Raw genomic sequence first — 22,246 nt, 5'->3', positions numbered from 1 at the left:
TCACCGTTATTGGAGTGCTACAACTCTATTTGCATATACTGGTGGCGTTGTAAAATCTATTATACCAGGTGCACCGAATTCAGGAACTACTTCCCCTTGAATTCTTATTCTGTTGCCGATATTTTCTCCGACAATATTACCTATATTTATAGCTAATAACACCTTATCTCCGTAATTAACGGTAGGATGTTCTCCAGAAACTGAATTATCCATATCTTGGAGTACTACGATACCGAATTTCTTTTCATTAGGGTCTTGGTCACTTTGACCGTAGGTTGGATCTTCAAAAGGCCATGCACCTATGGCATATACGTCATCATATTTGAAAATATCTGATGTACCATTTGCCGTTGACAATCTTACCTTTCCACCATTACTTGCATTACTAGAATCGTATAATAGAGACATTTTTCTATCATCTGTAGAAAATGTAACGACAGTGGTTGCCAAATCAATTTCATCCCCAATATTCGGAGATACCAATATTGCTATTTTATCTAAATTATATTGGTCAACACTGTGACCTGTTATTTTAACTACTTGTAAACCGCTTGCAACTTGCTGGGTACTTTCTTGCCCAACCACTGCAGCTTTATGTTGTAATTTACCTGCTGTATTTATAATAACTGAAGCAGCTACGGCCGCTACTAAAACAAGAGCTATGAAAATTATCAGCGTACCAATACCGACGGCACCCTTCTTATTTTTCATGAAATTTTTTAACATGCGCCATCCACCTCAATATAAAAAAAATAAATTAAGTGTTACCTTAATTTATCTATTGTAATTGAACTACTTTTGAATCGTTTAAGTAGGTAGCTGGGGTGGTAAATGAGATGATACCTGGTGCACCAAATTCTGGTTGAACTGTACCAGTGATTGATGTTCTTGGAGTTGTTGAGAATGATGTTGTGTTAAGTGTAATTGCTACTAAGTCACCTTTGTTGATAACTGGGTTAGCTGCAGTACATGAGTCGTCAGCATCTTGGATAACTACGATACCGAATTTTGTTGCAGTTGCTTTAATCCATTCTACGTTAGCATTATCAAAGATGTCTCCACCATTGGTTAAATCTTTGTATGATGATTCATTGTATTTATAAACTCTTTTGTTTGAACCATCTGATAACATGATTACAGCTTGGCTTAAATCAATTGCTGAACTTCCTGCGTTAGGTGAAATGTATATTGCAGTTTTGTTTATGTTAGAATTGTTGTGCATTCCCATAACTTGTGATATTTGTAAACCACTTGCAACTTGTTCTGTACTTTCTTTTCCGGTTGTTGAAGCTTTTTGTTGTAAAAAGCCACTTGTGTTAATTAAAACACTTGCAGCTACTGCCGCAACTAATACCATTGCTATGAATACTATTAAGGTACCAATTCCTGAAGCACCTTTTTTGTTACTCATGAATTCTTTTATTTTCATAAGAATAACCTCTTAAATTTAATAATTTAGTCGAATAGTAATTAGAAATAATTATTATTTATTTAATTATTAAGTTAATTATTGTAATTCAACAACTTTTGTTGTGAATGTAGCTGGTGTTGTAAACTCAATGATACCTGGTGCACCAAATTCTGGTTGTAATTTACCTGAAACGTGTGCTCTGGTAGGTATACCTTTTGTTGATGAGAAAACTTGTCCAGTACTAATTGCAATAGCCACTAAGTCACCTTTGTTGATAACTTGGTTTTTAGCTACTGAACCGTCAAAGTCCTGTAATGAAACTACCTGGTATTCGGTAGCAGATGTATTTGATAATAAGGTAGCGCTTAATACGTCAGGTGTTCCTGATGTACCATCTATTGCAGATTCATTTGCTTTTAAAACAGCACTTACGCCATTGTATGTAACGAATAATTTAGCTTGACTTAAGTCAATTGCTGAACTTCCTGCGTTAGGTGTAATGTATGCTACAATGTGTGTAATATTTTCACTGTCAGTACTGTTAACACCGGTTACACCGGTTACTTGTAAACCACTTGCAACTTGTTCTGTACTTTCTTTTCCTGTTGTTGAAGCTTTTTGTTGTAAAAAGCCACTTGTGTTAATTAAAACACTTGCAGCTACTGCCGCAACTAATACCATTGCTATGAATACTATTAAGGTACCAATTCCTGAAGCACCTTTTTTATTGCTTAAAAATTCTTTTATGTTCATACTATACCTCCGAGGTATTTTAGTAAGTCTACTTATGCATAGTTGTATTTACCCCTGGGGGATGTTCCCGAATAAATATGTTGTTTTTTGTTATTATATACTTTTTTTGCACTTCTTTAAGCATATGGTTTTGTACCTGGTTATGTAGGGTCTATTGTAGTTGAGTATGTAGTTTATTATGTAACTATTTAGGTATATGATTAGGTATGTAAATATGTATATAATTATGTAGTTAGTTATGTAGGTAAGAACTTAGATTTAAATTAAAATAAAAGAAAACAAATAGATAATAAATCTTAAAATTAGTTTTAAAACATATTATATAATTTTTTATAAAAAATAAATCCTAATTTATTATAGATTATAATATAAAGCTTCAAAAATCCATATTAAATATAATCATATTATTTAAAATTACCCCCATTAATTAAAAAAATAACTTTTTTTAAGTTAGTTGTTGATACAAATAATAGTTTATAATACTATAATCCATAAAAATTATAATTTAATCAACTTAAAACTATAGTTAAAATATATAATGATATTTAGAAATAAAAAATAAAGAAATGTCAAAGGATAAACTAATAATATATTAAAAAAAGAATAATAACTAATTTGTTAAATATTTAGCTATTATTGTAATATAACTACATCTTCAGTTTTATCATACGCATTTGGTAAGATATAAGTAAATTGTGTTTTAAAACCTATTTCTGATTGTAAATATCCATTCAACCTTGTTCTAGGTGCTAAGTCTAAATTTGTACAATTTATTGTTATTACTGCCATATCACCTTTTCCAATTACGGGAGATTCTGCAGTACATGAACCATCGTCGTCTTGAATAACAATCACTCCAAAATTATACTCTGGCAAAATTGCACCGTTATTCCAAGCTTTTGAACCGGTTACATCAAATATTTGTTTATTATTATTTTCAAAATAAGTGCTACTATAAGATACAGTCGCTGTTGAATGTCCATCGGTCATTAATAATTTAGTATTTTTTAAATCCACTGGTTTACTACCTGGTGAAGGTGTAACATATATTGTAAGCCTATCAATAATTGGCTCATTTAATTTACCGCATGTTTGAACAATCTTTAATCCCGTTGAAACTTGTTCCGTGCTTTCTGTTCCTGTTGATGAAGCTTTTTGTTGTAAAAAGCCACTTGTATTTATTAAAACACTTGCAGCTACTGCCGCAACCAATACCATTGCTATGAATACTATTAATGTGCCCACACCAGTTGCACCTTTTTTGTTATTCATAAACTCTTTTACTTTCATAATTTCCCTCCAGCATGTGAAAAGTAAAGTCTTATACCCTAAATTCAAAATTAGTAGTACTCCACTAAAATTATTAAATCGAATAAGTAAACATTATAATAAGATATACCGATTAGCGTATGCTTTATAGGCATAACTCGAAGATTGTAGTAATAGATACGTTTTAAAGTAATTAGATTGATAAAAAGATAATTCATTAAATTTAACTGTGATAAATTATAGATAATATATAAATAATATCAACCAGTTTAATCTGAATATATTAAAATAGTCTTTTTCTAATAATATACTTTTTTTGTAGTTTATTAAGCACTTAGTTAAGTATTTAATTAAGTACTTATGTAAGCAGGTAGTTATGTAGGTAAAATTTAAAAATAACCTACATAAGCATATGCAAAAAAACTATATTATATAAGATAACCATTATTTAATTGTAAGCGTGATAGTATGATGAATGGATACAAAGATGATGAAAAGTATTTTGATATGAAGGTTAATTTAAATCTGAATAATATTGGCGAATTTAAAAATTTCAGAGAAATATTATTTTCAGGTAAATTCAGTATTGAAAACCCAAAAATAATAAATAAATTGATACCTGAATACAAAAAATCATTACATAAAGACTTTAAATTCAAATGGGCCACGTTAAAAGCCATGTCTATAATAGTTACTGCATATCCAGAACATCTAAAACCATTGGTGCCCACAATAGTTGAAATGTTAAAAGATTCTGATTGGAGAACTCGTAAGAATTCCCTAGAATTCCTTGGTGATGCAGGATTAGTATGTTATGAGCTTATTAGTGAATATATGGACCATATCATAGCAATGTTAGACGATGAGAACCCTAACGTTGTATGTTCATCAGCTTACACAATTTCAAAAATATCATTGAACCCAAAATGTAATAATCCTAAAAAACTTATAAACTTACTAAATAACAAAATAAAATCTAAATTATTGTTGATTGAAATTTTAAAAAATATGAGTAATATAAATCCCGAATTACTCAAAGATAGTTCAAATAATCTTTATGAATATTTGGACGATAAGAACCCTGAAATAGTAATAAAAGCCCTTGAAATAATATACAATATTAAACCCAAAAATATTTCATATACAAATGCCGAAAAAATAATTTTAAAAATGGATTCTAATAATAAGGATATTAAAATTTCTGCACTTAATACAATAGCGGAATTGTCTAAATTAGAGCCTGAAAAATTTCAGGACATAATGCCCGAAATTATTGAATTTATAAAGTATGAAGAAAGGGATGTAAAAATCCCTGCTATTGATACTTTAAATAATATATGTCATCTAAGCCCAAGTGACGTAAATGAATTAGATTTAGAAGTTTACATAGATACAACAGATTATGAATTAAAATATTCTGTAATGACATTATTACAGACATTATCCAATTTAGAATCTAAAACGGCTAAAAAATACAGGAAAATTGTCGAAAAAACCATTGAAGACGATAATGACAGCATTATTAAAAAATCAATTGCCATTATGGGAAACTTTGGAAAATTCGATAAATATTGTAAGGATAAATATATTCCTATTTTAAAATCTAAATTTTTAAATTCGGAATATAAAAAAGAATCTACAATATCATTAATTAAATTAGGATATGTAGATAAAAAAATTGTAGAATTAATATTCAATTGTATTAAGAATATTAATTTAGAAATAACATTCTTAAAGTGCGTATTTGAACAATATCCTTACGAATTGTTGGAAGATTTGAAAAAACACACGATAAAAATAAGAGATAACTTATCTCTAAAATTAAAGAATGCTAAAAATAAATTAGTAAATGCCAATGAAAATATTGAAAAAGTTATTACGTCTCAGGACATCTATGATTCTGAAATGTTGAGCAATTTTGAAGAATTGATATCAATAGCAGAATATAGGTCGAATGAATACGAAAATACAAACAATAGAAACATAAAACTTGGTCAAACTTTGGAAATTTCAGATGAAGAATGTGTTGTGCTCGCACTTAAATCCGAATGTATGGAAGTAGAGCTTGAAGATGGCAGGCAGGTATATATTGTCCCGAAAGATAAATCAATGCAAACTATATTATCAAATGAATTATTGGATTTTGTAGACAATAATCAAGATAATGAATTTGATTTGTATAAATTATCGCATGAAATAATGATACAATCATTGATTGAAACCACTTTGAAAGATAAGAGAGTGTAATGGAATATTATACTTTTAATATTGAAAATAATCTCTAAATACATAAATATACTCTATTAATTGAATGCACCTTGTAAAAATGTATTAAAAATAGATTAAAAAATATATTAAATATCATAAACTTTTGTTTTATATCATTTTAGTTTAATTAATTAAATAATTTAATTAATTTATATTACTCGTCTATTTTAACAAGTACTATAGGACTATGCTCCATATCACTTAAAATTTTCTCAGTTATTACGTAGGTATTATATTTTTTCATTAAATCGTGTATTGACTTAGTATAAGGCACTTGCGAAGTATCTGCAAGATTTGCAATATATAACAGTAATTCCATAGAATATTTTTTATAAAAATTATTTCCCGTTATTGTCAATGGAGTAGCGCCATATAATCCGCCTAAATTTAATAAATTCCCTATTTTACCTAAAATATAGCCAAAAACTCCAATTCCTGAGATTATACCTTCAGTAGCATAGGGTAGTGCAGTTACATACCACTTATAAAACTTATATGTTGCATCGGTATCAATTAACATAATTGTTAAATCTACATCAAATTCCTTTTTTATTGCATCGTATAACTTATCCATGGTTTCTTTAGGGTTAGTAGGTAATAAAGAAGCATAAGTACCGGGCACATTTGTTAAATCAATTCCTCCTTCAGAAGCAGGTTTTAAGGCATAAATAAATCCTACATTATCAATTACAACTTGCTTATGCTTTAAAGTTTCTCTTTCAGGCATTTTTCTAAGGTTTAATACTCGGTCAGGTCTTGTTTTTAATAAAGGACCTAGTATATAACCCCAAATATATTTACTCCAGTAATAACAAAAATAAGCACCCAATTTTGGCTTAGATTTATTCTCATCTACAAAATTACCCTGACTGGTGGATACAAATTTTTCACTAACAACTAGTAAATCCCCATCTTTTAGTGATAAAGTACCTGCATTTACCTCTCTTCGTAGAGAGTGAAGTGTTTCGAATATAAAATCATCGCCATTATACAAATAATTAGTTTGTATTGGTTTAGCAGTTATTCTATTTTTTAAATTATCAGGAATTTCAGAATTTATTTTATAATTTACTTTTACCATATTATCATCGATATTAACTAATAAAATTCTCTAAATTAGGATTATTTTTTGATTATTTTTTAATTTTATATTATATTTTAGTACGTAATAATACATTACAATAATACATTACAATAATACTTTAATAGTTTTCCAAATTTCTCTAAATATTTGTATAAATAATATTTAAAAGTGCTTAATAACATAACTATAATATAATACAAATGTATAATTAATAACATGAAAATTTAATGAATCAATAAATTAAAAGTTTATAAATTTACTAAAAGATTAAGGGTGTAATTTTGTATTTAACCACTGAAGAAGAAAAAATATATAATGGAGAGTACGGAGAAACTCTCGAAATGTGTATGAATTTAATTGTATCTCTTGGGGACATTTATGGAGCCGAAAAATTGATAGATGTTACATCAGCCCAGGTTTCAGGAGTTTCATATAAAACTATCGGCGAAAAAGGATTAGAATTTTTAAGAGATATGTCAGCTAGTGGCTTAAAAGTTTCAGTACCTACAACTTTAAATCCTGCAGGTATGGACTTAATAGACTACAAAAATATTGGATTTCCAGAAGATTTTGCAAAAAAACAGATTGAAATCATAGATTATTTTGAAAAAATGGGGATTGAATTAGGTTGTACCTGTACCCCATACTTATCCGGAAATGTACCAAGATTTAGAGACCATATCTCGTGGGCGGAGTCATCTGCAGTATGCTACTCAAATTCCGTTCTTGGCGCTTATACTAATCGAGAAGGGGGACCCTCTGCATTAGCTAGTGCAATATTGGGTAAAACTTCATACTATGGCTATCATTTGGACGAAAATAGAACACCTAATTTTAAAATTAATTTAGATTTGGACTTTGAAAAAATTGGTCTAAAATGTGACAATAAAATTAATAACATGGCTTCTTATGGATTAATAGGTAGATATGTGGGAAGAATTGTAAAAAACGGCATACCATACTTTAATTTTAGCAACAAGCAAAAAAACGATGGATTAAATATCAAAAGTGAGTGTTTAAAAGGACTCGGGGCTGCATTAGCTGCGAGTGGTGGTGTTGCATTGTACCATTTTAATGGAATAACCCCTGAAGCCATCTGTACTTATGATAATCAGTTTGATAAGGGTAATTTAAAATTTGACGATGAAATTACAATTACAAATGAAATGATTGAAGAAGAGCTCTCAAAATTCAATAATGACCAAAAAATAGACTTAATATGTATCGGTTGCCCACATAGTGGCATGAGTGAAATAAAAACAATTGTTGACATTCTTCTTGAAGAGAAAAAACAGTTAAAAACAGACTTATGGGTTTGTACTTCGATATATACAAAAGCAATAGCTGACAGAATGGGTTATACAAAAATTATAGAAGATGCAGGCGGTAAACTAGTTGTGGATACGTGTATGGTTGTTGCACCTATTGAAAAAATGGGTTATAAGTACGTAGCTACAAATTCAGGAAAAGCAGCTACATATTTACCTAACTTCTGTAGTAGTGAAGTAATATACGGCTCTATCGAAGAATTGATTAGAAAAGGATTAAATCAATAATTTAAATCAATAACCAATTAACCAGTTATTTGCTAAAAAATTGCTAAAAATATCAAAATTATATCTATAATCTTTTTATACCATATTTTTATACATATAAATAATATAAATATGTTGAATTTAATACAAGATTAGTTTAATTAACTTAGGTTATTTTTATTAGAGATAATTTTAAATTAAAATCTAATACAGATGAAAATATACTATGAAGATATAAAATACAAGTATAATATATAGTTTAAAAGGTGTTTTTATGAATAAATTAACAATAGTTGGTGCAGGTTCTGGAGATAAGGAATTAATAACGGTTAAAGGAGCTAAAGCAATTGAAAACGCAGATATTATAATATATGCAGGCTCATTAGTTAATCCAGAAGTTTTAACATATAATACAAGTGGAGCACAAATCTACAATAGTGCTTCAATGAATTTAGAAGAAGTTATAGATGTAATTGTAAATGGAATTAAAGAAAATAAAAAAGTAGTTAGAGTACATACTGGGGACCCTTCATTATATGGTGCTATAAAAGAGCAAATTGATGAGTTAGAAAAACGAAATATCGATGTAGAAATAATACCTGGTGTAACCTCATTATTTGCTGCAGCAGCTACTTTAAAATCTGAATTAACATTGCCAGACGTTTCACAAACCGTCATTATAACACGTCCAGTTGGTAGAACTCCAAAACCAAGTGAAGAAAGCTTAAAATCATTGGCTAAACATCAAGCAACTATGGCAATATACCTGGGTACAGGTATGATTGAAAAAGTATGCAAAGAATTAATAGAGGGCGGTTATCCCGCAGATACTGCGGTAGGCGTTGTATATCACGCTTCATGGGAAGATGAGAAAAAAATTATTGGAAATCTTGAAAATATAGCTCAAAAAGTTAAAGATGAAGGAATTACAAAAACAGCATTGATAATTGTAGGGGATGTTCTCGACCCTAAAAATTATACATATTCAAAATTATATGATAAAAAATTTGAACATGAATACAGGAAAGCTAAATTTGATTAATTCGTCAGATTAGCCACTTATACTTAATTTATTTTGTTATTTTTCTATTTTTTTAAATTTTATTCTTTTAATTGTTCAGTTAATTTTTCATATAATATTTTCAAATCTGTTTTTGTGGATAATTCAATATCTTCATTCATTAATTTTAATACTTTATCAATTAAATCATCCATATCATTTGAATTATTTATTAATTCAGAAATATAGCTCATATTTTGAATATATGGCATTACATAAAGTTTTATATCTTCTTTTTGCTCTTCGGTTATCATAATATCACCAACATATTGCATATTAAATATTGAGTATTAAATCATCTTATATATTCATAAATATATCCATAGCTATATATAAAAATTATATTATATATTTTAAAAATAAAAAATGCTGATGATAATTTGGTAATATGGTGATTTTATGGACCATTTAATTTCTACAAGAGATATAAATAAAAATGAAATAAGTAATATTTTAAAAATTGCCGAAGAAATGGAAAATTTACTTGAAGAGAAAAAACCTTGTGAATTTATGAAGGGAAAACTTTTAGCAACTTTATTTTACGAACCATCCACGAGAACAAGATTATCTTTTGAAACTGCTATGAAAAGGCTCGGAGGAAATGTAATAGGTTTTACAGATGCTAAAAGTACCTCAGTTACCAAGGGGGAGACTTTAAGAGATACTATATCTGTAATCGGAGGATATGCCGATTTAATAGTTATAAGACACCCTTATGAAGGAGCTTCAAGACTTGCGAGTGAGTGCTCAAAAATTCCAGTTATAAACGCAGGAGATGGCTCTAATCAACACCCTACACAGACTCTTTTAGATTTATACACGATAAAACGTGAAATTGGAAAAATAGATAATTTAAATATTGCTTTTATCGGTGATTTAAAATACGGTAGAACCGTGCATTCATTATGTCAAGCTTTATCATTGTTTGAAAACGTAAATATTAGATTAATATCGCCAAAAGAATTAAAAATGCCTCAAGAAATAATAGAAGACATTAAATCAAAAGTATCACTTGAAGAAATGGAAGAAATGGACTTAGAAAATATTGATTGTATTTATATGACTAGAATCCAAAAAGAGAGATTTCCAGACCCTAATGAATATCACAAAGTTAAAGGAATATATAAATTAAACAAATCCCAAGTTGAAAATAAAAAAGTTATTGTAATGCACCCTTTGCCCCGTGTTGATGAAATAGAACAGGAATTAGATTCATTAGAACAATCCGTATATTTTAAACAGTCTTTTTATGGAATACCTGTTAGAATGGCAATATTAAAATTATTATATAAATCCAATAATCAATAAATCATTCAATAAATTATATTATCATAGATAATTTTTTATATCATAATGTATTAACAATGTATAGATACTCGCATGCTCTCTCATTATTATCGGAAGTATTGTAATTATTTAAAAATGTTAGCAGTTAATTTATTACGAAGGGATGATTAACGTAATAAATAACAAAAAACGATTAAAATAATTAAAATAATTAAAACTTAAAAAATTAAAAAATTAAAAATAAACTAAAAATAAATTTAAAAATAATAAATAATAAGGTGTAATTATGGCAGTATGGCAAGGAAGAAGCGGTAGAAAATCTACTGGTGCAAAATTAAGAAGAATTGTTAAAAAACATAAAAGAGAAATGGGTAACTCACCTGTAGAAACCCACTTAACCGATTCAGTTAAAATTAAAATATTAAGAGGAAGAGGCGGAAGCAAAAAAGTTAAATTAGAAAGAACAAACTACGCTAACGTTTTCGACCAAGAATCAAAAGTATGTAAAAAAGTTACAATTACAAACGTAATTGATAACGTAGCAAACAAACACTACATCAGAAGAAACGTGGTTACAAAAGGAGCTATCGTTGAAACCGAAATGGGTAAAGCTAAAGTTACCTCAAGACCTGGTCAAGATGGTATTGTAAATGCTATTTTAATCAAAGAATAATTTAATTATTCAAAAAAAAATTTTCTTTTTTTCTCGTTTTAAACTTATTTTATTTATAATAACATATATTTCCTTTATTCGATTATTTATTTAGGATACTATCTACTATATTTTTATAGAAAACTAAAAATTAAAAATTAAAAATTAAAAAATTGTAAAAAATAAAATAATAAGCCAATAAAAATAAATAAGAAATATAATTAATCTTTTAATTTACTTCTTTTAATCATGTAGAATTTATTACCCTTGCAATCACAGGTTAAATCTTCTATTCTTTTAATTTTACCTCCGATTTCATAAATTTTTCCACATTTTTGACATTTATAATACCTTAAAACAGGTTTTACCTGTCCAGTATATATCTTATCACTTTTTTCTTCCAATTTTACAAGGTTTTTACCAACTAGTCTTGCTAAGAATGTTGTATTTCCTATGATTTCAGTACCTTCATAAAAATTAAAACCAGGTAACATTTCAGCTATTAAAAAGTTCATAGCTAGTATGTTTTTTTGTAGTTGTATATGTTCATCAATAGGCTTATGAGAAACCGCCAAATATAAAACGCCATCTGAACCTAAAGCTTCAATACCTCGATTCATAAACAATTTTACACCTTCCAAGGTATATGGAGGGTCGGTAAATACTACGTCGAACTTATCAACTAAGTGTTTAGGTAAACCATTTCTGAAGTCGTGTTTTATAGTCTTTATATTAAGTTTATTCTGCTTTGAGAAGTATTTTATCATATCTAATAATCTTTCGTCAATATCTGCAACCACAATTTCCTTACATAAACCACTCATAGCCACAGGAATAGATGTTAAATCATCGTCACCAACAAATAAAACTCTCTTACCTTCTAAATCACCCCTATCTGCCATTATGGTAGCTCTATACGTAGCAGTTTCGGGTGTAGCAAATGATTGGTCAATTAATGTATTTACAGAAGGTCTTTCTTTAGCTATTTCTTTATGTCTTTTGTATATCTTTTCAAACTTGTCGTCAAAGACTACAGTTTTACCCTTACACATCGGACATTTTAAGTCGTGCTTTAAAGATAAACCTAAGTTTTTTTCAACAAAAATAAAACCTTCTTTTGTGTAATGGGCTCCCTTATCGTCTCTTTTTAATATTTTATCCCCTTCCAACATCGTTCTAACTTTTGAAACTATTGGAAGTGGTAATTTAGTATATTGCCCTATTTTCTTTGTAGATATTGGTTGATTACGGTATATACATCTTAATATATCATAAATTGCCAATTCTCCTTCAGCTATTTTCGTTTTTTGAACTATTCTTCTTATTAGTATTTTAAATTCTTTATTAGATGCTGAATCATCATCATTTTCTTTCGTATTTTTTTTAGCCTTTTGAGTATTTCTTTTACCCATTTTTCCTATTACATTCAAAATTTCACTCCTATAAGATATAAATTTATATAAATTTATATATTTAAAAAATTTATAAATAAACAAAATAATTTACATTAAATATAAATTGTGAGATTTACTAGATTAATGTGATTTAAAATAAATTATAATCGATACTATATTTTAAAGTATTAAGTATTTAAAATTATATTCCATAGAAAAAAAGTTAAACAATATATTTAAATTTATGAATTAATTTGCCTAAAATAAAAAACATGCCAAGGGGGTGATTCGAACACCCGACAACTGGATCTTCAGTCCAGCGTTCTCCCAGGCTGAACTACCTTGGCAATATTCTATTTCATTAAGTCACGTAATAAGGATAGGTTTTATAGTATATAAATGTTTCGCTGATGGAGTGATAGAAACCTTTATATATTATAACGTGTATTGTTATTGTGCTGACAAGATGTGTAGCAAAGAATAGTAAAGAGCCTCCTTAGCTCAGTAGGTAGTAGCGACGGACTGTTAATCCGTAGGTCGCAGGTTCGAGCCCTGCAGGAGGCGCCATTTTTCTAAAAATTATTAACTCATTTTAAGTGCATTAGTAACGGACATTACATTATGGGCCCGTAGCTCAGGCTGGTTAGAGTGCTCGGCTCATAACCGAGTGGTCATGGGTTCAAATCCCATCGGGCCCACTTGTTTATTAAAATTGCTCCAGTGGTGTAGTCCGGCCAATCATGCGGGCCTTTCGAGCCCGCGACTCGGGTTCAAATCCCGGCTGGAGCACTTTATTTTTATATCGTGTGCAGGGGTTGTCAAGCCTGGCCAAAGACGCAGGACTTAGAATCCTGTCCAGTAGTGGTTCCAGGGTTCAAATCCCTGCCCCTGCATTATTGGATATGTTATGTGGCCGAGGTAGGGTAGTGGCTATCCTGAGGGACTGTGGATCCCTCGACCCGGGTTCAATTCTCGGTCTCGGCCCCATTTTTTGAAATTTAACCTGTTTTATATTATTCTTTGTTATTAGATAAATATATTTATGTATTTTAATATAGTAATATATTATAAAATTTTATAAAATCTATTCCTGCATATTTTTTTATAGTATTATTAATTATGAATATTTATAAAATAAACATATTATTGTAAAGATTATAATTAAATTAAGCAAAATAAAGGTTAAATTATGACTACAACTAAAAAAATAGGAATTTTAGGAATACAAGGCGATGTAGAAGAACATATTGATTCAATTTTAAAATTGGGTTATGAAGCTATAAGAGTGAGAACTATTTCAGAGCTAGAGGGTATTGATGCTTTAATAATCCCCGGTGGTGAAAGTACCACAATGGGTAAAATAATGGATAAATATGGATTCATCGATAAAATAAGAGAACTTAATCTTAAAAAAAATATTCCAATATTAGGGACTTGTGCAGGGATGGTTCTTTTATCCAAAGAAACAGGCATTGACCAACCTCTTTTAAAATTAATGGATGTTTCAATCGATAGAAATGCTTATGGCGGTCAGGTTGAAAGTTTTGAAAAAGAGATAGAACTAGATGGAAATGTGGTTCATGCCGTATTTATAAGAGCCCCCCTTGTAAAAGAATTAATGAGTGACGAGATATCCGTAATTTCTAAAAATGAAAATAGAATTGTAGGAATTATCCAAAATAACTGTATGGCAATTTCATTCCACCCTGAATTATCAGAAAATGGAATTATTGTTTACAAATATTTCTTTGATAAGTTTTTGAAATAAAATATTTTTAATTTTAATTTATTCTAATTTTTTATTTTTATTATTTTTTAAACATTTTTTTTCAAATAAGTATCGTATTTATTACATTTTTATCGAGATATTAAAATGTTTATTAACATATATTACACCAAAATAATATCGTAATATTTATATATTAACCATATAGATGTATTATTTATTACATATTATATCAAACTAAAATTCTATTAAATACTATATTATATATGGTGATAACTTGAATAAAAAGTCCCTTTTATTAACTTCAATCTTAGGGATTTTTCTTGTATTAGCTTTTAGTGGCTGTACGGACCAGCAAACACCTGCTGACAGTACAGATTCTGAAAAAATAGAAGGCGTTGTTAAAATATTCCACGCAGGAAGTTTAGCAGTTCCTTTTGAAGAATATGAAAAAGCTTTTGAAGAAAAATACCCCGATACAGATGTTCAAAGAGAATCAGCAGGCAGTGTTGCATGTGTTAGAAATATTGTAGAATTAAATAAAAAAGCTGATGTGTTAGGTTCAGCAGACTATTCATTAATACCTAAAATGATGTATCCTGATTACGCAGACTGGTACTTAATGATAGCTAAAAATGAAATTGTTATAGCATACACTAACAAAAGTAAATTTACCAATGAAATAACTTCTGACAACTGGTATGAAATATTCCAAAAAGATGGAGTTAAATACGGTTTCTCAAGTGCTAACGATGATCCATGTGGTTACAGAACCCAAATGGTTATTAAATTAGCTGAAAAAACATACAATGACAATACAATATACGAAAATTTAATTAAGAAAAATTCAAACTTCAACGTTGAAGAAAAAGACGGTAGCTTTGTAGTTAAAAGCCCTGCTGAAATAACAGTTAATACCGACAAAATCTTCATGAGAAGTAAAGAAGTAGATTTATTAGGCCCTCTTGAATCAGGTGCTTACGACTACTTATTCATATACAAGAGTGTTGCAAACCAACACAATTTAGAATATGTTGAATTACCTGACGAAATCAACCTAGGTGCTTACGACCAAGCTGAAAACTACGCTAGAGCAAGTATCTTAATTGAAAGTCAAAACAAAACAATTGCTGCTGCACCAATCGTATACGGTGTTACAGTACCTACAAATGCAGAAAATAAAGCTGCAGGTGTAGCATTTGTTAAATTCGTTCTCGAAAACCCACAAATATTTGAAAATGCAGGACAACCTGTTATTAAACCAGCAATTGGAAACGGAAATGTTCCAGCGGAATACGACGGTTTAGTTGAAATGGCTGCATAATTAAATAATTAAATAATATTTATTTTTCTTTTTTTATTTATTTTAGTGATATGTTAAATATTTAAAAATCTAATAAAACATGTTGAATTATCTTTTTAAGCAATTGTTGAATTAATAGTTTATTTTTATAAAAATCCTTATTTTAAGATTATTTACTTCAGAATGTATAATCTATATATAAAGAATACACCATACAATAATTATAATAATAATTTTTACAAAATATTTGAAAATTTTAAAAGTATTAGATGATTATAAGGTGCTATTATGAAAATAGGGATTATTGGAGCTGGATTAGGGGGTTTATTTAGTGCAGCAATATTATCAAAAAAACATGATGTAACAATTTACGAGAAACTTCCATATATTGGAGGTAGATTTACAAATTTAGACTATAAAGGCTATCAATTAACAACAGGCGCCCTGCACATGATACCTCATGGTGCAAATGGTTTTTTCGGACAGTTGGTTCAAGAGTCAAACTGCGGTGCAAAAATAATCAATTCAAATCCCGATGGACTTTTTAGGATTAATAATACAAATTATGGTTTTGAAGAGCTGAAAAAACTTGTAAGCTTTAAGGATAAATTAAAAGCTTTAAAAATGTTAGCAGATTTAAAATTAGGTACTGTCGATAAAGACATTTCATTTGGTACCTTTTTAGAAGGGATATCAATAGCTGAAAAAGTAGGTAATTCATTTTCAGGCTGGGCTTTAAGCTTATCGTCATACGAAACTCCAATGGACGAAGTTATGGCAATAAGCAAATACTACCATAAATTTGGAGGTCCCGGTATCCCATTAGGTGGCTGTAAAGGCATAATTGATGCTTTAGAGCAAGTTATCTTACAAAATGGAGGAATAATCCATAAAAATTACATTGTTGATAAAGTATACATTCCTGAAAATTACCAAGAAAAATGTACAATAAATGACGAAAATGAATTTGATATAATAATAAGCAATGCTTCACCAATCATAACCCAAAAAATTAGTAATTTAAACTTTATTAATAAAAATAAAATGCCAATACCATCTAAAGGTATCAAAGTTAGTATTGGTTCTAGAAATAAGTTAATAACTCATAATGGTGTAGTATTTACTACCGAAGCAGAACGATTGAATGGATTTAATCAACCGTCGAATGTAGATAAATCATTAGCTAAAGAAGGGCATAATTTAATAATGGCACATGCTACTCAGATAAAAAATAACATAAACGATGAAATAGATTTAGTTTTGGAAGATATTGATAACTTATTTTCTGAAGAATTTACCGGACATAAAAAAGAAGATTATAAGATACTTGCAATACAAACATATCGTGATGAGTGCCCAGTTAACCATGCCTCCAATGGGACAGATTTAAAACCAGTTGTTAATGATAAATTATACTTAGTTGGTGACGGGGTAAAAGGAAAAGGTGGTATTGAAGTAGAAGGCGTGTCATTAAGTGTTATTGAAGTTTTAAATCACATTAATAAATTATAATATATTTTTTTTAATATACTTTTTAATATATTTTGAATTATTGGCCAAAAATAAAATAAAATAAAATAAAAAAATAGAAAAATTATCCTATTATAAAAAATACGATTCTCAATATATATTAAGGTCCTACTATTGTATTGTCCCCATATTTTGAAATACTGCCAAATTTTAAATAATACTTTCCATTTTCGTATTTTGGAGAATCAGTATACTCAATATTATTTTCATAGTAGGTAATTTTAGGTTTTTGGTTCATATTTGTAGTTAATACAATATTTCCATTATTTAAACCCATATTAGTTCTAGTATAATCCTTATTCCAATTTGAAAACTCCTCGAAAGAGCAAATCCATACCCTATTTGAATCTAAATTTTTCAATACAGTTTTATTAAAGTAAATTGTATCCGTTACATAAACGCCGAATTCTTCATTTTCTGGTTGTTTATAGTAACTTTTTATATAAGAAATCGAATTTTGAGTATTTAAGAAATTTGGAACTTGTAATATCGATACGTTGTTTTTAATATAATAATTATTTTCACCTGGCACTACAATGTATGAAATCCCATTATTGGAGTTAGCCAGAGTAGATTTCCATATTATATCTTCATTATCTGTATTATCAAATATCATATCAGTTAAATTTTCATCTGAAGAAGGCAATATAATTGCATTTACGCCATTTGTAGTTAAATATCCGTAATTTTTACAGTACCAATAATTAAATGCGTCATATTTATTTTTAAGTTCGTTTTCTTCCCTTAAAGAAAGTTGTTCATCACCTAACGTCCAAGTTTGTCGTTTTATTTTGGAATATCCAACATCTTCAAGGATTTCGTCATTATCATACTGGAAATAACCTGTTTCCGAAGCTCTTGAGTTCATCCAGTAATCTCCATTTGATAAGTATTGATAATCATAACTTGTAGGGTAGTAACTACCTATTGGGTCATTTCTAATAGAATCTGGGCTTTTATCTAAATATACCATCGGATAAAAGCTAAAAGCCATTAAATCCTTATTTTTAAGATATTTAGTATTGTAGCCGTTTCCATCGCCATATCTAGAATACAAATTATCATTTCTAGTTTCTTGTCTTAAAAAATCTTCTATGATGTAAAATTCACGATATTTGGAAATTGGTTCTTTTGTATTTACGTCCAAAACATTTAGATTTTCAGCACCTGTGGATATATAAGTGTAATTTGATTTAATTTCTTTTGAATAATCGTCTATTAATTTTAATTTTTTCAATATTAAATCCGAATCAATTACATCTACAATCATATTGTATCCTGAAATCTGAATAACGCCATCACCAGTGCTATCTGGCATGATGTTTTGTACTGCCACCCCCCAAATCAAACTCTCATTGTATCCATTTGGAACTTTATTTAAATAAGCAAATTTAGCCCCATTACTAGATACAAAATTTCCTAAGAAATCCATGAAGCTTTTACTGGTAAAATCTGGTTCCTTTGGTAAAAATATCTTTTTTGGAGATAATTCTACATATTCTTGAAAGTATAATTTATCTCTATCAAAAGTATCTAATGCAAAATACTCTTCGTTATCTATTTTAAAGATATAGTACGGATTTTCCTCCCTTGACCTCCCTATATATTTAGTATAATCAATTCTAGAGTAAATACCAAGTTTTTTCAAAAAACTTTCTCCTTCATTATTCACTTTAAAATTTTTATCCAAATAAAATATCACTAAATCATCAGAATTCAAATATTTTTCCAGCTCATAAGTCGATTTAACATTTGAAAGTGCGATAAACTTAATAGGTTCTTCACTAACCCATTTATATGCCATTTCTGAACTTACAGAGCCCATTAATCCAAAAAGGAGTGTAATAATTACAAAAGATAACATTAAAGCTTTATTATGCACTTTATAACATTTTTTTGAATTATTTTTAATGCCTACGGTCATTTGCCCACCTAAACTTAGTTTGTACTAACTAACGTTTTAGTATTAATAAATTTAATAACAATAATCTAATATGTATTTAATTAACTATTTATCGCCCATGGCTAATTTAAAAAATTTACAGAATGTTTAAATTGTATATAATATACTATATTGTTTTTTAAATTTTTATAGCTTTTCAATAAATAAATAGGATTTCTAAATTTTAAAACTATATACATAAACACTTACACAAAAAAATATTAAATAACGGATTATAGACTTAAAACATTTAAAAGTTAAAAATGGGATATTATGAAGATAAAATTTAAAACAATTTTAACTCTTTTTTTACTACTACTCACAATTACCCCCGGACTCTGTAAGGACGAAGAGGGCGTAAAAATTACCAAGATATGGAATCAGGGTCAAAATCCTATGGAAGGGGGTCCAATGATAGATACAAGCTCCCCCATAATCTATTTAAGTTTGGTAAATTACGATGAGTACCAACAAAATGTAAAAGTAGTAGCTGAATGGGACGATATCACCTGGGAATCGCCATACATCCCGCTATCGCCAAACAAACATATTGAAAAAATTATAGAACTTAAACCCCAATTTACGGAAATAGGGGATAACAAAGTAGATATTGATTTAATCAATGATGATGGCGAAAATATAGGCTCTAAGTCCATAACCGTTGATGTAAGAAGTCCAATGGATGTAAAATATATCAACTGTAGTGGTAGCTACACAGAAGAAAATAAAAAAACACTGGAATATTGTACAGGAAATTGGTTTACTATCACTTTAAAAAGCAATCCTTATGCTCAATCTGATTATGAGGTTGTAACTTGGATAAGTGCTGTATCCACAGATTATGATGAGGATTCAAGTGAATCCGAGGAAGAGGATAATGAAGATGTATACTACAATGGAGTTAATGATAAAAAAACTATATATATGTCATTAAATTCAGAAAAAGAAGTGAGTTTTAGAGTTCCCAGAATAGAATCCGAAGATGAACAATTTAAAATACAGGTTCATACTCAAACAATGGGTTTACACAGTTATACCACTAACGAACAGGAAACTATTAAGAAAAAAGTAGGTAATTATATAACTTACGACCTTAAAGAAACTAAAAAATCATTCTCATTTCCTATTATATTAAATGATTTTGAAGTTTTAACTAAAATAAACGACAGCTATGATAATTTATTAAGGGATTATTATAATAAATATAAAATACAGGACGAAGAAATTTTAGATTACTTAAATAAGGATAGATATGGAAATTCAGAATTAATACCTAGGGCATATTTAAAAAATGAAAAATATCCCGTAATTATAAAATTAAACTATACTAATTATTATGACGAAGATTTAGAAGCACGAATTAAAATTAAAGATGAAAATGAAAATATTCAATATAATGAATTATGCAAATTTGAAGAATCGGAGTATAGTACAAAATATATACTTTTAAATCTTTTACCTGATAAAAATAAAATCGACATTAGTACTGAGCTAAAAACATTGTCCGGGTACTACATAAATAATTTAGAAGAAGATGCTGACGAAGAATACATCGAAGTACCTCCAATTACTATTACAGACGTGGAATTCCCGTATGATAAAGATGTTCAAAGAATATCCAACCATTCTGGTAATATATTAGTTGGTAAAACATATCCTTTAAAGCTTACTGTTAAAAATATGTATAATAAAACAATTAGCGGTACTTTGGAACTTTCTGATGAATTTATAGAAGGTGCAGTTAACTACAGCGAAGAAGAAATCAAATTTGAACTATCTGCTCATGAAACGAAAACATATACGGTAAATGTCAAATTCAACAGGGAAATAAACGGAGATATCTCTGCAAAAGTAATAATTCCCGAAAGAATAACTGAAGATGACCATGAATTAAAATTGCACTTTAATGTGTTTAATATATTCCAATTTGGCGATATGAACTATAATAATACAGTATTGCCTAGGGCTACTGTCATAGGTAATAACGGAGGTTTATTTGTACCTCAACCAGTTGCAGGATTTGAAAACGAACTATTTATAACTTTGAGAAATAAACTATCTGTTCCTGTAGATTGTACAATGCAAATAGAAACATATGATTTAAACGGAAAATTAAGAGCACAAAGCGATATAATAAATACAGAATTAAAGCCTGGCTATTCGACTATAGATTATGAAACTTTCAACTTTAAAATAAATTATGAGGAAGGATTTAGCGGATATACATTATTAAGAATAAAGCCACATGATGAATTTAAAGACTTTGAATATTGCTACTTTGTAGGTTCGACTTCAAATATATATCCTCAAATGAATGCTAAAATAGGTAGATTTTCAAATATAGACGTATTAAGTAGAATAAAAAGTAATACGGTGGAATCAACCACAGTATTAGCACCAATAAACATATATGACTTTGAAGCCCATGAGGAAGGATTATCATTAAAACTATCTTCGGGGTTAGTAATCATATACCCAGTCGACCTTAACTTTGAATACTGGATAAGTATATACAAAGATGACGAAAAAATACACGATACAATACCTAAAAATATATATCTTCATTCTATGGAAGTAAAGCCAATTACTTTAAAATTCAATGAAAAATTAAAAGACGGAAATGAATATAAAATTGAAATAAATACGAAAATACCAGATTTTGTTAGTGTAAATGGTGTTTTAAAACCCGTAACATTGAAAAAATCCATTAAAATAAAATATGAAAATGGGAAAAATTCGATAGTGGAAGAGAAAGAAGAAACTTCTACTATAAACAATAGATATGAAATTCAAAATAATAATGAAGAAACCAAAGATAGCACCAATCGAGACAATATGGAAAATCAAAATACAAACACAGATGTAAAAACTACGTCTGACGTCGAAGAAAATCAAGACAATAGTTCTGATGATATGGTTTCCAATATATTCAATTCAATTACTGGAGCAATAAAATCGATACCTATTATTGGGGGACTTATAAACTAAATAGCCCCCGTAATTAATTTATTTTTAACTTTGATTTAATTTTT

The 22,246-nt window shown here is 28.7% G+C and carries 17 protein-coding genes and 6 tRNA genes; 14 read left to right on the top strand and 9 right to left on the bottom strand.

Annotated elements, in window-relative coordinates; all coding sequences use genetic code 11:
• Positions 1-6 precede the first annotated feature (6 nt).
• The 4 genes from M2325_RS00400 to M2325_RS00385 form a co-directional block, all read right to left on the bottom strand.
• Positions 7-726, bottom strand: coding sequence for a flagellin (locus M2325_RS00400; protein WP_259050521.1), 720 nt, complete (start codon positions 724-726; stop codon positions 7-9).
• Positions 727-778: 52 nt separating this feature from the next.
• A complete protein-coding gene (locus M2325_RS00395) occupies positions 779-1,429 on the bottom strand; it encodes a flagellin (protein ID WP_259050518.1) in 651 nt (216 codons plus the stop codon).
• A gap of 78 nt (positions 1,430-1,507) precedes the next feature.
• Positions 1,508-2,164 carry a flagellin gene (locus M2325_RS00390; RefSeq protein ID WP_259050517.1) on the bottom strand — a complete coding sequence of 219 codons (657 nt, stop codon included), beginning with the start codon at positions 2,162-2,164 and terminating at the stop codon, positions 1,508-1,510.
• A gap of 633 nt (positions 2,165-2,797) precedes the next feature.
• Positions 2,798-3,454 (bottom strand): flagellin, encoded by a 657-nt coding sequence (locus M2325_RS00385; RefSeq protein WP_209590060.1) that lies wholly within the window; start codon positions 3,452-3,454, stop codon positions 2,798-2,800.
• A gap of 447 nt (positions 3,455-3,901) precedes the next feature.
• On the opposite strand from M2325_RS00385, the gene M2325_RS00380 reads away from it, so the two are divergent.
• Positions 3,902-5,680, top strand: coding sequence for a HEAT repeat domain-containing protein (locus M2325_RS00380; RefSeq protein ID WP_259050515.1), 1,779 nt, complete (start codon positions 3,902-3,904; stop codon positions 5,678-5,680).
• Between the two features lie 175 nt (positions 5,681-5,855).
• On the opposite strand, the gene M2325_RS00375 is transcribed toward M2325_RS00380, so the two are convergent.
• The gene (locus tag M2325_RS00375; protein WP_259050514.1) at positions 5,856-6,782 is read right to left on the bottom strand and encodes a coenzyme F420-0:L-glutamate ligase; all 927 of its coding nucleotides are present in this window, start codon (positions 6,780-6,782) and stop codon (positions 5,856-5,858) included.
• A 284-nt stretch (positions 6,783-7,066) separates the two neighbouring features.
• Between M2325_RS00375 and M2325_RS00370 the strand changes: the two genes are divergently transcribed.
• Both M2325_RS00370 and cobM read left to right on the top strand, forming a co-directional pair.
• Positions 7,067-8,341 (top strand): aconitase X catalytic domain-containing protein, encoded by a 1,275-nt coding sequence (locus tag M2325_RS00370; RefSeq protein WP_259050511.1) that lies wholly within the window; start codon positions 7,067-7,069, stop codon positions 8,339-8,341.
• 253 nt (positions 8,342-8,594) lie between these two features.
• Positions 8,595-9,362 (top strand): precorrin-4 C(11)-methyltransferase, encoded by a 768-nt coding sequence (gene cobM, locus M2325_RS00365; RefSeq protein WP_209590056.1) that lies wholly within the window; start codon positions 8,595-8,597, stop codon positions 9,360-9,362.
• Between the two features lie 59 nt (positions 9,363-9,421).
• Here cobM and M2325_RS00360 read toward each other — a convergent pair whose 3' ends face one another.
• Positions 9,422-9,634, bottom strand: coding sequence for a hypothetical protein (locus M2325_RS00360; protein WP_209590055.1), 213 nt, complete (start codon positions 9,632-9,634; stop codon positions 9,422-9,424).
• A gap of 145 nt (positions 9,635-9,779) precedes the next feature.
• On the opposite strand from M2325_RS00360, the gene pyrB reads away from it, so the two are divergent.
• Together pyrB and M2325_RS00350 are read left to right on the top strand one after the other, a co-directional pair.
• On the top strand, positions 9,780-10,688 hold the full coding sequence (gene pyrB / locus M2325_RS00355; protein ID WP_209590054.1) for an aspartate carbamoyltransferase: 909 nt from the start codon (positions 9,780-9,782) through the stop codon (positions 10,686-10,688).
• A gap of 265 nt (positions 10,689-10,953) precedes the next feature.
• Complete coding sequence (locus M2325_RS00350; RefSeq protein WP_209590053.1) at positions 10,954-11,340, top strand: 30S ribosomal protein S8e; 387 nt, start codon at positions 10,954-10,956, stop codon at positions 11,338-11,340.
• A 200-nt stretch (positions 11,341-11,540) separates the two neighbouring features.
• Here M2325_RS00350 and M2325_RS00345 read toward each other — a convergent pair whose 3' ends face one another.
• Entirely contained in the window at positions 11,541-12,749 is a 1,209-nt protein-coding gene (locus M2325_RS00345) for a bis-aminopropyl spermidine synthase family protein (protein ID WP_209590052.1), read from the bottom strand.
• A gap of 237 nt (positions 12,750-12,986) precedes the next feature.
• Positions 12,987-13,060: transfer RNA gene (locus tag M2325_RS00340), tRNA-Phe, on the bottom strand.
• Positions 13,061-13,203: 143 nt separating this feature from the next.
• Here M2325_RS00340 and M2325_RS00335 point away from each other — a divergent pair.
• The 8 genes from M2325_RS00335 to M2325_RS00300 all read left to right on the top strand — a co-directional run bounded on the left by M2325_RS00335 (position 13,204) and on the right by M2325_RS00300 (position 17,254).
• Positions 13,204-13,280, top strand: a tRNA-Asn gene (locus M2325_RS00335).
• Between the two features lie 56 nt (positions 13,281-13,336).
• A tRNA-Ile gene (locus M2325_RS00330) sits at positions 13,337-13,411 on the top strand.
• A gap of 16 nt (positions 13,412-13,427) precedes the next feature.
• Positions 13,428-13,502, top strand: a tRNA-Glu gene (locus M2325_RS00325).
• 19 nt (positions 13,503-13,521) lie between these two features.
• Positions 13,522-13,606 (top strand) — tRNA-Leu (locus tag M2325_RS00320).
• 19 nt (positions 13,607-13,625) lie between these two features.
• Positions 13,626-13,700, top strand: a tRNA-His gene (locus M2325_RS00315).
• Positions 13,701-13,902: 202 nt separating this feature from the next.
• The gene (gene pdxT, locus M2325_RS00310) at positions 13,903-14,481 is read left to right on the top strand and encodes a pyridoxal 5'-phosphate synthase glutaminase subunit PdxT (RefSeq protein WP_209590051.1); all 579 of its coding nucleotides are present in this window, start codon (positions 13,903-13,905) and stop codon (positions 14,479-14,481) included.
• A 235-nt stretch (positions 14,482-14,716) separates the two neighbouring features.
• Positions 14,717-15,763, top strand: coding sequence for a tungstate ABC transporter substrate-binding protein WtpA (gene wtpA, locus M2325_RS00305; RefSeq protein ID WP_209590050.1), 1,047 nt, complete (start codon positions 14,717-14,719; stop codon positions 15,761-15,763).
• Positions 15,764-16,030: 267 nt separating this feature from the next.
• Complete coding sequence (locus M2325_RS00300) at positions 16,031-17,254, top strand: NAD(P)-binding protein (RefSeq protein WP_209590049.1); 1,224 nt, start codon at positions 16,031-16,033, stop codon at positions 17,252-17,254.
• A 118-nt stretch (positions 17,255-17,372) separates the two neighbouring features.
• Here M2325_RS00300 and M2325_RS00295 read toward each other — a convergent pair whose 3' ends face one another.
• Entirely contained in the window at positions 17,373-19,196 is a 1,824-nt protein-coding gene (locus M2325_RS00295) for a hypothetical protein (protein ID WP_259050509.1), read from the bottom strand.
• Between the two features lie 291 nt (positions 19,197-19,487).
• Between M2325_RS00295 and M2325_RS00290 the strand changes: the two genes are divergently transcribed.
• Complete coding sequence (locus M2325_RS00290) at positions 19,488-22,202, top strand: hypothetical protein (RefSeq protein ID WP_259050507.1); 2,715 nt, start codon at positions 19,488-19,490, stop codon at positions 22,200-22,202.
• The last annotated feature ends 44 nt before the right edge of the window (positions 22,203-22,246 follow it).

This window comes from Methanococcus voltae PS (assembly GCF_024807035.1).
Classification (GTDB): domain Archaea; phylum AGJL01; class Methanococci; order Methanococcales; family Methanococcaceae; genus Methanococcus; species Methanococcus voltae.
The sequence above is the reverse complement of the archived record's forward strand: the minus strand, read 5'-3'. Positions and strand labels throughout refer to the sequence as shown.

Excerpts from the sequence above, each read along its gene's own strand:
- M2325_RS00380 (WP_259050515.1), top strand. The coding sequence starts at position 3,902 with ATGATGAATGGATACAAAGATGATGAAAAGTATTTTGATATGAAGGTT.
- M2325_RS00290 (WP_259050507.1), top strand. The coding sequence starts at position 19,488 with ATGAAGATAAAATTTAAAACAATTTTAACTCTTTTTTTACTACTACTC.
- M2325_RS00385 (WP_209590060.1), bottom strand. The coding sequence starts at position 3,454 with ATGAAAGTAAAAGAGTTTATGAATAACAAAAAAGGTGCAACTGGTGTG.
- pyrB (WP_209590054.1), top strand. The coding sequence starts at position 9,780 with ATGGACCATTTAATTTCTACAAGAGATATAAATAAAAATGAAATAAGT.
- cobM (WP_209590056.1), top strand. The coding sequence starts at position 8,595 with ATGAATAAATTAACAATAGTTGGTGCAGGTTCTGGAGATAAGGAATTA.
- M2325_RS00400 (WP_259050521.1), bottom strand. The coding sequence starts at position 726 with ATGTTAAAAAATTTCATGAAAAATAAGAAGGGTGCCGTCGGTATTGGT.
- M2325_RS00300 (WP_209590049.1), top strand. The coding sequence starts at position 16,031 with ATGAAAATAGGGATTATTGGAGCTGGATTAGGGGGTTTATTTAGTGCA.
- pdxT (WP_209590051.1), top strand. The coding sequence starts at position 13,903 with ATGACTACAACTAAAAAAATAGGAATTTTAGGAATACAAGGCGATGTA.
- M2325_RS00360 (WP_209590055.1), bottom strand. The coding sequence starts at position 9,634 with ATGATAACCGAAGAGCAAAAAGAAGATATAAAACTTTATGTAATGCCA.
- M2325_RS00375 (WP_259050514.1), bottom strand. The coding sequence starts at position 6,782 with ATGGTAAAAGTAAATTATAAAATAAATTCTGAAATTCCTGATAATTTA.
- M2325_RS00350 (WP_209590053.1), top strand. The coding sequence starts at position 10,954 with ATGGCAGTATGGCAAGGAAGAAGCGGTAGAAAATCTACTGGTGCAAAA.
- M2325_RS00295 (WP_259050509.1), bottom strand. The coding sequence starts at position 19,196 with ATGACCGTAGGCATTAAAAATAATTCAAAAAAATGTTATAAAGTGCAT.
- M2325_RS00390 (WP_259050517.1), bottom strand. The coding sequence starts at position 2,164 with ATGAACATAAAAGAATTTTTAAGCAATAAAAAAGGTGCTTCAGGAATT.
- M2325_RS00395 (WP_259050518.1), bottom strand. The coding sequence starts at position 1,429 with ATGAAAATAAAAGAATTCATGAGTAACAAAAAAGGTGCTTCAGGAATT.